The following is a 12,514-nucleotide window of genomic DNA, read 5'->3' on the forward strand; positions in this document are numbered from 1 at the left end:
TTTTTCACGGGTCGTTCTGAAAAGAAGCATAAAAAACCCTCTCTCCGGAGTTTTTTGGGAGAGAGGGTTTTAGCTTTCTTTTCAGTTCTTATCTTATTTTCTTCGTCTATCTCGTATTCGTTTACCCGTTTTTATCTTCATCTATCAGCAGTTTGTATATTTTTCTGTAATATTCCGACTGTATCTTGGTCAATTTATCTGTTGTACCCATGCGGAGATCCCATTTTACCCAGGACCAGGGTTCGCCGTAGGAAAGGGAAATGCTGTCTGAGGCGGCATCCAGTACAATCAGGTCATTTTCGGGGAAAGGTCCCCAGGTATCGATTTTATATTCCCGGCCCAACGCATCGATTTTCTCCAGTATTTGTGTGGAAATGACACGATTCTGCGTTTTTTCCAGAGAATTATGCCATTCTTTGAAACGGCTGTCGAACAGTGATTCCGTTTTGCTCTTCCGCGTAAGGTCAATAAAATGATGCCCGCCGCTCATACTTCCGGCGCTGCTGAAGCGACACTGTAACAACTGACCTAGCAGGACTTTCCCATCATAGAGTTTTTGCCCGTTATCCTTCGCCAGCTTTTCCATAAACTCTACCAGCATCTCATTGGAAACGCCTTTGCGGAAGGGGCTGTCTTTGCCCGCCCGGTTCAGCGTGATATGTTTTCCGTTTTTGTATTCTACGTACAGAAGCCGGAGCTGTTTAAACTCAATCGGCTCTGCGGTAGCGGCCGCTGCGCTGACTCCGCCTTTCTGGAGTAGTTTGTCCAGATTGGCCAGTTCCATTTCATCGGCAGTGAAGCTGCAGCCCCTGGGAAAAATGCGTTCCTTTTTCTTCGATGTATCTGCAATGGGCTGCATACCTGTGAGTCCGGAAGGTGGTGTCAGGTTGAACTTTGACTTCATGGTGCGCATGGTACAGAGGATTTTTTCCCCCTCGCGACGCATGATCAGTTCATAATAAATGTTTTTGTGATAAATCGAAATCTCGCTTTTCTGTATCTCGCTGGGCGTAAAGGATACATCAGGTTTTTGTGTCGGCTTTTGCGCAGGTTTTTCCTCTGCTCCGGTGCAGCCGTTCAGGCCGAATAAACTGCAGCACAGTAAAAAGAGTCCGAATTTCCAGAATCGCATGATGTTACCTCCTTCTGAATCTGTTCCGGGATGGCGAAGATGCCGTCAGCTTCTTTATCGTTTCTTACATTACAATAGCAGATTTCAGAAAACGTGCTGTCCGTTTCACGTGAAGCTAATTTATACACACTAAATGTCTTTGTTTTATTGTATCAAAAATAAAGTGCAAATTAAAGGGCGGGTGTTTATTTTTCAATACAGACTATGATTGTGTTTTTATGTGTGATATAATTATCTAAATTGTTTTTTATTATATTTATATTATAGAAGAGTATATATAGAAGACTGCTTTCGGCGCGAGCTGTTGCTGTGTGTCCTGCAAAACGGTGAGGCGGAAAGTTATCGGAGGGGGAGTTTGTATGGAAATTAAATCCGTCGCCATTTTGGGCGCAGGCGCCATTGGGGCGTATTTTGTCTACGGTTTTTCGGCAGCGCAGAACATTGACTTTTGCCTGATTGCCAAAGGAGAGCGGAAGGACCGTTTGCAACGGGACGGAATCTGCATCAATGGAACGGTGTACAAGCCAGCGGTGAAGACTCCGGAAGAGGCGAAAGGTGTTGACCTGTTGCTCGTTGCTACAAAATATACAGGATTGCGGGCTGCGCTGGATGATATCCGCACAGTGGTGACGCCGCACACGACGGTTCTAAGTCTGTTGAACGGCATCGACAGCGAGGAGATCATCGGCACGGTGATTGATCCCTCACAGATCGTGTACAGCCTGATGCGCATTAACTCGGAACGGAACGGAAACAGCGTGACTTTTAATGCGGAAAAGACACCGGGGTTGTTTGCAGGCGAAAAAGACTCGGAAAACGAATCGGAACGGCTGGTTGCCATCCGCAGGCTGTTGGCAAAAACAACATTGAAATATAATTTCTGCAAGGATATTATTTCGGACCAGTGGCTGAAGTATACGCTGAACATCGCTTACAATTTGCCTCAGGCTGTGCTGGGCGTAGGATATGCATCCTATTTTGACAGTGATCATGTAGGATTTATCCGTGACAGGTTGGAAGCGGAAGCCCGACAGGTGGCTGCGGCGTACGGGATTACCTTCGGACCCTTGGAGAATACCCGTCCCCGCTGGCTGGAAAAAGCCCGTTTTTCCACGTTGCAGGATTTGGAGGCCAAACGGCACACAGAAATTGATATGTTCTGCAGGGTACTGATGGAAAAAGCGGAGGCAAAAGGGATACAGGTTCCGTTTGCGGAATATACATATCATGCCATCAAGGCGCTGGAAGAAAAAAACGACGGAAAGTTTGACTATCAATAATAATTGTGAAGCAATATGTGGCTTTTACTCCGGAGCAATCCGGGTTGTTTTTGATGAGGAAGCAGATAAAAAGTCAGAATTTTTGTTAGAGAAGCATTTTAGAGAATTAAGGAAGAATAGAAATCGCCAGAGAGTTTTTCGGTGCTCTCTGGCGGTTTTATCATTTCCCGGGAAATAAATTCTGTATTTCTGTATCGGTTATTTGTCTTCTTCTACTTCTTTTTTCCAGTTTCCGGTTTCCATTTCGCCGGCTGCGTAATCCGCCACCATGGCGCTCACGGCGCGGAAATTGGCTTTCACACCGGAATTGGTGTTTTTGTATTTTACGGCATTTTGCTTTTTGATGCCGATGTTCTGTGCCGCGGCGGCCGCGTCGATGTTGGCGCCCAGGAAGACAAACTCAAAATTCTTTTCCTGCAGTTCGGAAATCAGCGCTTTCACTTTGGCGTAGGTCCACTCTTTGGAAGCGTTTTCCTTGCCGTCCGTGGTGATGACTACCAGTACTTTGTTGCCTTTGGCATCGATGTCCGGCAGGGTTTTCATCTGGGACAGGGTGTTGCCCACAGCGTCCAGCAGGGCCGTGGTGCCCTGGGGGGTGTATTCTTTATCGGTAATGTTCTTCACTTTATCCAGGTCGGTGCGTTCATAGATGGTGGAAACCGCGTTGTTGAACATGACGGCGGTCACTTTCACCGGCAGTTCGCTTTGCCGCTGTTTGTCCAGCATGGAGTTGAAGCCGCCGATGGTGTCTTTTTCCAGCCCGTACATGGAACCGGATTTGTCCAGGATCAGCACCAGGTCCATGGAAGTAGCTTTTTCGGCTTTCTGCTGCTGTTCGGCAGGTTTTTCTTTTTCCGTGGTTTCCGTGGCAAAAATCTGGGTGCCTGCAGGAATGCCGGGCTTGTTTGCCAACGTTTCCGAAGAAGCGGCGAAAGCCGTTACGGAACAGGCTAAAGCCAGAAGGGCAGTGCAGAGGATGGCAGTTTTTTTCATGATGAGTTCCTCCCGTAAAGTAAATGACTGTTTTGCGAATATCCATTGTAACTATTTTAAGGCAATTGTTTGTCAAAATTGTGTTTTTACGGTTATTTTTTCTCCGCCTCTTTCTGTTTGGGTTTCAGTTTGTTCAGGCCTTCGTTGCCGAGAATAATCAGGTCATTTTCTTCCATGGCGTACAGTTGGTTGGGCGCTTTTGTGTCATGTATTTTTGGTCCGATACACCAGCGGCCCAGCACGGGATGCCACCCGAATTCGTTGAAGGCGGCGTCGTGGAATTTGCGGTTGCGGACCGCGATGGCCATCACGTTGTCGGCCGGGGCCAGGCTGTCCATAAAGACATAGTATTTGATGATGCGTTTGTTCGTCGTGACAAACTCAAATTGCTTGCCGCTTTGTCTGATTTGCATGTCCCGGGTTATGTCGAAACGGCTTTCCTGTTCTTTGAAGGAACCGTCTTTCTGTTTTTCGCGCAGGAGCGTGATGGCGGGGTAGTGGATGGTAAAGGGCGCTTTGTCGTTGTAATCCTGCCACTGTTTGTGTTCAAGCTTGTCGCTTCCATAGATGGTCAGGGATTCAACGGCCAGGGAATCGTGCCCGTTCACCGGCCATTGGGGATTTTCGCCCCAGGCTGCGCGGCTGGCCACTTCCACATCTTTTTGCAGCGCGTCCGGAAAACGCTGCAGGTTCAGGCGCACGCGGCTGCTGAATTGTTCCGCCGCCGTTTCCATCACCGCGCGGGGACGCAGCGGGGCCCCGGTGTAGATGAAGTGCAGATTGACGGAGTAATTTTTGTCTTTCAGAGAATCTTTGGCAAAGGCGTCCATGTCTTGGATGGTAACGGGAAGCACGCCACGGAGCTCGCTGTCTTCTGTAACGCCTCCGAGCGGCGGTTTTTTCCCATGCATGTCGACCCGGGACGAGATGTGAACTTCCGGCTTAACCGCGGTCCACTGCAGTCCCAGCATGTCGTTGATCAGAGCAGTTACTTTTTCTTTATATAAATCTGCCTGTTTGGAGGTATAGATGTCGCCGGTTTTGGTGTTGACGGCGAACTTCAGCTGCTTGCTGCCGGACTGGTATTCGCCGCTTACAAATTCCGTCAGCTGCAGCTGGTGGTTTTCACCCAGATATTTTACGCTCGATACTTCTTTGATCTTTGCGTTGGGATCTGTTTTGGCAAGATAGTCTTTAAAGATTTTTATAGCGCTGTCATAGAGTTTGTCCTGTTCGGAGGACGTGAAGTCGTCCAGGTAGCATCCGGAAAAGGACAGGCAGAAGAACAGGGTTGCCAGGCATAACGTAAGCAGTCGTTTCATAAGCGGTTCCTTTCTCTGGAGCGGTCAGTAAAACCGTGTTACCGTATTCTCCCGTTTTTACTTAACTGATTCTGTAATATGTAATTCGTATGGCTGAAAAAAGAAATTTATCCATCCATCGTTTATATTATAAAATATCTGTGATAAAATAGCTATATAGAATTGTGCGGGGCGCGGTGGGATGTATTTGTCCGGATGCGTTTCCGGAAGTAAAAACCGTTCCTGGTGTTTTGCAGATTCGGCAGGAGGTGTTATCAGTGAAAAAATTTGTTGCGGCTTTATTGACCCTGGCGGTAATGGTATGCACGGCCTCTTTCTGTTTTGCGGAAGCACAGCTTCCTTCTGTTAAGATGGAGCAGCAGAAGAAGGAGTACCGGACGCCGCAGGGGCAGGTGTGTATCGTCACCGATTATACCCGCCTGATCGTGGAGAACGCGGACGCGTTCCCGGCTCTGGCGCAAAAGCTGGAGCAGGTGCATAACAAAGAGTGGAATTACCGCATGGAGGACGAAGCAAAAGAAGATTACAACGACGCGGTAGAACTGAAAAAGCACCGTCCGGAAGAGTATATGCATTTCCTGTTGGAAGAGAGGGTCTGGCAGAAATACCTGGACCGAAACATTCTGAGTTTATATGTTGAGTTTTATCAGAGTCGGGGCGGGGCCCATCCGAACATCGATATTTTCACCTACAACTTTGACCCGGTGACCGGCAATTTCATAACCATGGACGGGGCACTGGCTCCCGGCAAACGGGGAGAGTTCCGTGATTACTATGTGAAGCCGGCTCTGGAAAAGGCGAAAAAGGAGCGGCAGCTGTTTTATTACGATAACTACAGGGCCATTGTGGATGAGCTGTTCCAAAGGGATTATGCCGGGGAACCGCCTCTGACATGGTACTGGGGTGACGAAGGGATCACCATGGTATTCCCGGCGGGCACCCTGGGGCCCGCGGTAATGGGACCGGTTGAGGCCTTCATTCCCTTTAAGGGAAATGAGACGCTGTTCAATCAAAAACTTTTGAAATAACCCGGCAGTTTTCACTTACGTAATCTACGCTTTCAGGCTTGCGTTTTTGGCAATGCCTGAAAGCGTTTTTTGTCTGCCGGGCACATGGAACGCCCGGGAGGTACAAAACCTCGCCAAAATGGCGTTTCCTGTGTAATTATAAGTTGCTTTAAAGTTGTTTTCATATTATAATGGACATTATTATTGTGGCAGATGTGTGAAAACACTGGCACAAAATTTATTTTCAGAGACTTGGGGGACATTTCATTGGATCAGGAAAAGGAAAGAAATAATTTTACGGGAACGCTTGGTTTTGTTCTGGCTTCGGCGGCCAGCGCCATTGGCCTGGGGAATATCTGGCGGTTCCCGTTTCTGGCGGCCCGCGACGGCGGCGGTTTATTTTTGGTATGTTACCTGTTGCTGGTTGCAACGTTTGGTTATACGCTGCTGTCTTCGGAAATCGCGATTGGTCGTAAGACCCGGCAGGGTCCGTTAACGGCGTATTCCCAGTTGGATAAGCGGGGGCACGTTATCGGTGTGCTGGCCTGCCTGGTACCGGTTTTGATTTTGCCGTACTATTGCGTCATCGGCGGCTGGGTGCTGAAGTATCTGGCGGCGTTTGTCAGCGGTGCCGGTCTGGCTGCTGCGGGGGACAAATATTTTACTGGTTTTATCACTAGTACCTGGGAACCGATTTTCTGGTTTGTGATTTTTATGGCGGCGGTTGTGTTCGTCATTTATCTCGGTGTGGAAGAGGGGATTGAAAAGTATTCCAAGGTTTTGATGCCGGCTTTCTTCCTGCTGATCGTCGGGGTATCGCTGTATTCCCTTACGCTAAGTTATACGGATGCGTCCGGTGTGACCCGTACGGGCTGGGAAGGGTTTCTGGTATATACGGTTCCCAACCTGGAAGGTGTTACCTTCAGCAAATTTCTGAATGTACTGATGGATGCCATGGGGCAGCTGTTCTATTCTATTTCGGTTGCTATGGGCATTATGGTAGCCTACGGCTCGTACGCGAAAAAAGATGTGGACCTGAGCCGGTCCATCAATCACATTGAAATGTTTGATACACTGGCGGCGTTTCTGGCCGGTGTCATGATCATTCCGGCTGTCTACACCTTTATGGGAAAGGAAGGCATGGCTGCAGGGCCCTCGCTGATGTTTATCTCCCTGCCGAAGGTTTTTGCCGCCATGGGCTCCGCAGGGTCTGTTGTGGGAATTATTTTCTTCGTCATGGTAACCTTCGCGGCACTGACGTCCGCCATGTCGGTGCAGGAAGCTATCGTAGCGAGCTTTATGGATAAGTTCCACTGGGATCGTTCCAAGGCAACGCTGCTGATTGGCCTGTATGCCCTGGTTGGCGGCATTATCGTGTGCCTGGGCTATAATGTGGCTTATTTCGAGCTGCCGCTGCCGAACGGTGCGGTGGCCCAGATCCTGGATCTGATGGATTATATCAGTAATATCGTGTTCATGCCGCTGGTGGCCATTGGCGAATGCCTGCTGATCGGCTGGATTGTCGGCGCGGACTGGGTCATTGAAGAAATCGAGCAGGGGAAATATACATTCGGGCGAAAACGCATGTACCGGGTGATGGTCAAATATGTTACGCCGGTACTGTTGTTTGTATTATTTTTACAGGCGTTTGGCGTGTTTAACTGACGTGGGTCATACCGGAATATGTTCGAATGAACGGCTTGCCGGCAGCCAGACGGTGTGTTGAAGAGGGGATTGTGTTTTATGCAGGACAGGGAAAAAGCGGCTGTAAATCCTGAAAACGTAAAGGATGAAGCGCGGCTGCAGAAAGAGCTGGATCAAAAAGCCAGGGAATTACTGGAAGAAAAGGAAGCGGACTCCCGGATGCGGACGTATATCGGTCCCATGAGTAAAATATTGGTTGTTCTGCTCTGCGTCTGGACGGTATTCCAGCTGTATTTCACTACGCTGGGGGCGATCAGCGCCATTAACCTGCGGGCGTTTCACTGTATCTTTTTGCTGCTGTTTACGTTTTTGCTGTTTCCTACATACAAAAAAGAGAAGCGCGTGCGGAAGCTGCCGCCGGTCTGGGACATTCTTCTGATTTTGCTGGGAACCGGTTCTTTCGGTTACCTGATTACGAATTTTACCCGCATCGCCGAGACCGGGGGACGTGTGGATTCCTTTGAGGTAGGCATTGCGGCGGTGGCGGTGCTGGTGGTGTTTGAGGCGGCCCGGCGTGCTTCCGGCAACCTGGCGCTGCTGGCTCTGATCTTTCTGGGTTACAACTGGTTCGGCGCGTTTCTGCCGGGGCTGCTGGGGCATAACGGCTTTACCCTGAAACGGGTGCTGATCACCCAGTTCTGGGGAACCCAGGGTGTGTTGGGTACCGGTATCGGTGTATCGGCAACTTATATTTTCCTTTTTGTTGTGTTCGGCGCCTTCTTAAAGCACAGCGGTTTTTCAAAATTTATTAATGATTTTTCCCTGACGTTAGTGGGTCAGACCCCAGGCGGTCCGGCAAAAGTGGCGGTTGTTGCTTCTGCCCTCATGGGTATGATCAATGGCTCCGCCATTGCCAATGTGGCCACCACGGGTACCATTACCATTCCGTTGATGAAACGGACCGGCTACCGGAAGGAATTTGCCGGGGCGGTGGAAGCGGTGGCTTCTACCGGCGGTCAGTTCTGTCCTCCCATCATGGGCGCCGTGGGTTTCGTCATGGCGGAATTCCTGAACCTGAGTTACACGAAAGTTATGCTGGCGGCCATCGTGCCGGCGTTCCTGTATTACCTTGGGCTGCTGATGTCCGTACACTTTGAAGCGAAACGGCTGGGCCTTTCAGGTCTGTCGAAGGAAAACATTCCCGATGCGATGAAGGTGATCCGGGAGCAGGGGCATCTGGTGATTCCCCTCGTTGTACTGATCGCTCTCATGTTTGCGGGCTACACGCCGTTGTATGCCGCGGTCATTGCCATCTTTGCCACCATCGGGGCCAGCTGGCTCCGGGAAGAGACCCGCATGACCTGGAGCAAGATTATCGAAGCCACGGTGGAAGGGGCCAAAGGCGCTATTTCCGTTGGTGTCTGCTGCGTTATCATCGGCGTGATCATCGGCACGGTGACCCTGACCAGCATGGGTCTGAACATGGGTTACCTGATTCTGAATGTAATTAACAACGACAATATTTATGTGACGGGCCTTCTGGTCATGATCATGTCCACAATTCTGGGCATGGGCGTGCCCGGTGTGGCCGCTTACGTAATCGTGCAGGCGGTGGCGGTTCCGGTCCTGATCAAGGCCGGCGTGCTGCCCCTGACTTCCCACCTGTTCTGTCTCATCTATGCCTGTCTGTCCAACATCACCCCGCCGGTGGCCATGAGCGCCTATGTGGCGTCCGGTATTGCCGGCTCCGATCAGACAAAGACGGGATTGTGGGCGGTACGGCTGGGGCTGATTGGTTTTATCATTCCTTTCTTCTTTCTGGATAACCCGGTGCTGTTAATCGGGGTGGATTCTAACGCGGCATTATCAACAACGTTATGGACCGTGTTCACGGCCTGCGTGGGAACCGTAGCCCTGGTGGCCGGGCTGGAAGGCTGGCTGGTGCAGAAATGTAATATGGTGGAGCGGTTGGTCCTCATCGCTGCGGCGCCTGCCATGCTGTACCCGGGCATGTTCACTGATTTTGCGGGTTTAATCTGCCTGGTGGTGATCGGCGCGCTGCAATTCATAAGAAGGAAGAAAAGCTGAGTTGTAGTTGAATAAATTTTTTTGCGTCAGAAAAAGACATGAGTAAAACGTCGGGAACGTTTGCGTGATTCCATGAGATGAAATTCGCCGTTATGGCGAGACTGTCTGAGGGGCGTAGCCCCGAGTTTCGAAGCCATAGGCGAATGAACCCATGGAATAGCAAACGGGCACGGTTTTACGAAGTCTTTTCCTGACGCAAAATTTTATACAGACTGCAAACAGGAAATGCTGTTATTTTTATGAAAAAAGCGATATAATAGTTGAAGCAGCAATACTAAACTTGCATGTGTTTAACGAGGAGGAAAGAAATATGAAAAAGTCCTTGAAACGCGTATTGAGCGCATCTCTGGCATCCCTGTTTATCGTTGGCGCGCTGGCAGGCTGCGGCGGTGGAGAGAAAAAGGCGGAAGCTCCGAAGAAAGCTCCCGCGGCTGCGACGGAAAAGATTAAGATCAATTTCCCGACAGCTTCTGCTTCCGGCGCCCTGTATGCAGTAGGCGCTGCCATTACCAATAATTGGAACAAGACCGTTCCTTCCGTCAGCGCGGCGAGCCAGGCATCTGCCGGCGGCATTGCCAACCTGAATATGGTTTCCGACGGGGAAGCCCAGGTTTCCATCGCCATCAGCAGCAATGCGTACCAGTGCATGAACGGCACGGACAGCTTTAAAGGCCATGCGTACAAAGACCTGAAAGCCATCGCCGGTCTGTACCTGAATCCCAATCAGGTTGTCGTAACCAACAAATCCGGTATCACAAAACTGGAAGAAGTGAAAGGCAAACATTTTGCCGTTGCTTCTGCCGGGTCTTCTGTTTACAACGAATGCCAGACCCATTTCACTGCGGCCGGCATCAAATTCCCGGATGAGATCAAAGCAGAATACATTGCATTCGGTGGTGCGGCGGATATGCTGCAGAACGGTACCATCGACGGCGCGTGGATCATGTCCGGCACCCCGGCATCTGCTGTTTCCCAGGCTCTCAGCGCGAACTGCCATCTGGTAAATATCAGCGATGATATTATTAAAAAGTTACAGGAAAAATATCCCTGGTATGTTAAGTACACGATTCCCGCAGGCACCTATCCGAACCAGAAAGAAGCCATCAACACCTCTGCAATTAAGATGGTTATGTTCTGCCGTCACGACCTGAAGGAAGACACTGTATATCAGCTGACCAAGACCTTCTGGGAACATATCGACGAACTGGGTCAGTCCCAGAAGAACCTGAAAGGCCTGAAACCTGCGGACGCCGTAAAAGATATTGCCAAGATCCCGCTGCATCCCGGCGCGGAAAAATATTATAAAGAGATCGGCGTGCTGAAATAAAAGTGTTTGCCGAGAATAAACTTGCTTAATTGAATGCGTTCAGGTACAATAATTGTGCCTGAACGTTTTTTATTTTGAGAAAGAAGGCAACACGGATCTGTTTTATCCTGCGAACATAATTATTTTTGCAGTTTCTTCTTGCGTGTTTCACGTGAAACAATTATACTAAAAGCACGCAGAAGAACTTTTACACAGTAGTTTTTCCGTGTGCGTTGTAATTTTTTATTCTATAACTTTATAAAATTTATTGTGGCGAAGGACTTGGGGGAGCGCCCTGGTCCCGTTAGAAAATAAAAATATTTTCTGAAGCCGAAATGCGAGGGAGCCCGTGTGCCGGGCTGAGAGGATGCCAGAGATCATCGACCGCCGGTTTGTATGAAGGAAGACCGTTGTATGTAAGGGAAAAGTTGCGGCTGGAAAGCGGTGGCAATCGTTTTCCTGATGCGCAGTTCCATTTCATGCATATCGTTCCTGAAACGCATTTTGGTTTTGACATGGAAGGCGCGATATGCAGTCGCGCTTTTATTATTTTGCGCGGTATTGTTGCGTGTTGCAAAAAAGTGTCAGGAGCGTGATATTCATTGCGATGTGCAGAAATCGGGTTGAAGAAAAACTGCAGAAGATTTTGTGAAGAAGCAGGCGTCGTTATTACTATTTGTTGTGTTGGTGGGAGGAAGTTCAAATGAAAAAAATACTCGTCCTTGTTACGTTTCTTTGCCTTTGCGCGGGTTTGCTGGCAGGCTGCGGAGGCGGTGAAACGAAAAAAAGTACCGGAAGCAATGAGATTAAAGAACTGAAGATTGCCGTGTCGCCCTATCAGGACGCGGAGACGGTTAAAACGGCTGTGGGCCCATTAAGCACGATGTTGCAGGGGAAACTGAAGGAAAAGGGCTTTACCGTCGGCAAGGTTTCCGTAAGCGTGGGCACATCCTACAGCGCGGTGGGGGAAGCCTTAAGCGCGGGCAGCGCGGACGCGGGGTTTGTATCCGGCGCGACCTATGTGTTGTTTGATAAGGAGATTGATGTACTGCTCACGGCCTTGCGGCAGGGGATCAGCAAGGACACAACCGACGTAAAAATATGGAACGAAGGGGAACCGGAGAAGTTTACCGACAAGCTTGTCCAGCATTACCGCTCTGTTTTGGTGACAGGGCCTTCCGCCAAAGGAAAAGCCTTGCTGAAAAAAGTGAAGAAGGGGGAAAAGCCTTCCTGGGAAGAACTGAACGGCCTGACCTGGACGGTGATGAGCCCGGCTTCCGCTTCGGGTTATCTGTATCCTTCCCTGTTTTTGAAAAAAGAGTACGGGAAAACGCTGGCTGACCTGGCCCATGTGGTGCAGGCAGAATCTTACACCACGTCCATGGCGCGCCTGGCTTCCGGGCAGGCGGACATCGCGGTGGCCTTTTCCCACATACGGATCCGCAATGAAAAGAACTGGCAGAAAAAGCTGGGCGGCACGGATACAATCTGGAAACAGACGGGAATCATCGGTGTAACGGACAAGATTTATAACGATACGGTCTGTGTGAGCAAAACGTCCAAAACCATGCAGGATCAGAAATTCCGCAAGGCTTTCGGTGAAGCGTTGATTGAAATCGGAAAGACCAAAGAGGGAATGGACGCGCTGAAGATTCTGGGACACAAAGGCTATGACTGGGCCGACGCGAAGCATTATGACGACGAACGCCGGGTGCATCGGGAACTGAAAGGGAAGTAAACAA

The 12,514-nt window shown here is 49.8% G+C and carries 9 protein-coding genes; 6 read left to right on the forward strand and 3 right to left on the reverse strand.

Annotated features, from left to right (window positions below):
* Positions 1-121 precede the first annotated feature (121 nt).
* On the reverse strand, positions 122-1,132 hold the full coding sequence (locus tag ACZOWY_RS08850) for a hypothetical protein (protein WP_484395811.1): 1,011 nt from the start codon (positions 1,130-1,132) through the stop codon (positions 122-124).
* A 359-nt stretch (positions 1,133-1,491) separates the two neighbouring features.
* On the opposite strand from ACZOWY_RS08850, the gene ACZOWY_RS08855 reads away from it, so the two are divergent.
* On the forward strand, positions 1,492-2,412 hold the full coding sequence (locus ACZOWY_RS08855) for a ketopantoate reductase family protein (RefSeq protein ID WP_484395816.1): 921 nt from the start codon (positions 1,492-1,494) through the stop codon (positions 2,410-2,412).
* Between the two features lie 198 nt (positions 2,413-2,610).
* On the opposite strand, the gene ACZOWY_RS08860 is transcribed toward ACZOWY_RS08855, so the two are convergent.
* Together ACZOWY_RS08860 and ACZOWY_RS08865 are read right to left on the reverse strand one after the other, a co-directional pair.
* Positions 2,611-3,405 (reverse strand): vWA domain-containing protein, encoded by a 795-nt coding sequence (locus ACZOWY_RS08860; RefSeq protein ID WP_484395821.1) that lies wholly within the window; start codon positions 3,403-3,405, stop codon positions 2,611-2,613.
* A gap of 92 nt (positions 3,406-3,497) precedes the next feature.
* The gene (locus tag ACZOWY_RS08865) at positions 3,498-4,727 is read right to left on the reverse strand and encodes a hypothetical protein (RefSeq protein ID WP_484395823.1); all 1,230 of its coding nucleotides are present in this window, start codon (positions 4,725-4,727) and stop codon (positions 3,498-3,500) included.
* 257 nt (positions 4,728-4,984) lie between these two features.
* Between ACZOWY_RS08865 and ACZOWY_RS08870 the strand changes: the two genes are divergently transcribed.
* From ACZOWY_RS08870 to ACZOWY_RS08890, 5 genes are all read left to right on the forward strand, one after another.
* Entirely contained in the window at positions 4,985-5,755 is a 771-nt protein-coding gene (locus tag ACZOWY_RS08870; protein ID WP_484395826.1) for a DUF3298 and DUF4163 domain-containing protein, read from the forward strand.
* 246 nt (positions 5,756-6,001) lie between these two features.
* Entirely contained in the window at positions 6,002-7,399 is a 1,398-nt protein-coding gene (locus ACZOWY_RS08875; protein WP_484395831.1) for a sodium-dependent transporter, read from the forward strand.
* 78 nt (positions 7,400-7,477) lie between these two features.
* Positions 7,478-9,466, forward strand: a complete 1,989-nt coding sequence (locus tag ACZOWY_RS08880) for a TRAP transporter permease (protein WP_484395836.1) — start codon at positions 7,478-7,480, stop codon at positions 9,464-9,466.
* Positions 9,467-9,776: 310 nt separating this feature from the next.
* The gene (locus ACZOWY_RS08885) at positions 9,777-10,793 is read left to right on the forward strand and encodes a TAXI family TRAP transporter solute-binding subunit (RefSeq protein WP_484395841.1); all 1,017 of its coding nucleotides are present in this window, start codon (positions 9,777-9,779) and stop codon (positions 10,791-10,793) included.
* A 682-nt stretch (positions 10,794-11,475) separates the two neighbouring features.
* Positions 11,476-12,510, forward strand: a complete 1,035-nt coding sequence (locus ACZOWY_RS08890; protein WP_484395846.1) for a phosphate/phosphite/phosphonate ABC transporter substrate-binding protein — start codon at positions 11,476-11,478, stop codon at positions 12,508-12,510.
* The last annotated feature ends 4 nt before the right edge of the window (positions 12,511-12,514 follow it).

The organism is Succiniclasticum sp. (genome assembly GCF_056977735.1).

Coding starts and splice junctions, on each gene's coding strand:
- ACZOWY_RS08850 (WP_484395811.1), bottom strand. CDS start 1,132: ATGCGATTCTGGAAATTCGGACTCTTTTTACTGTGCTGCAGTTTATTC.
- ACZOWY_RS08855 (WP_484395816.1), top strand. CDS start 1,492: ATGGAAATTAAATCCGTCGCCATTTTGGGCGCAGGCGCCATTGGGGCG.
- ACZOWY_RS08860 (WP_484395821.1), bottom strand. CDS start 3,405: ATGAAAAAAACTGCCATCCTCTGCACTGCCCTTCTGGCTTTAGCCTGT.
- ACZOWY_RS08865 (WP_484395823.1), bottom strand. CDS start 4,727: ATGAAACGACTGCTTACGTTATGCCTGGCAACCCTGTTCTTCTGCCTG.
- ACZOWY_RS08880 (WP_484395836.1), top strand. CDS start 7,478: ATGCAGGACAGGGAAAAAGCGGCTGTAAATCCTGAAAACGTAAAGGAT.
- ACZOWY_RS08885 (WP_484395841.1), top strand. CDS start 9,777: ATGAAAAAGTCCTTGAAACGCGTATTGAGCGCATCTCTGGCATCCCTG.
- ACZOWY_RS08890 (WP_484395846.1), top strand. CDS start 11,476: ATGAAAAAAATACTCGTCCTTGTTACGTTTCTTTGCCTTTGCGCGGGT.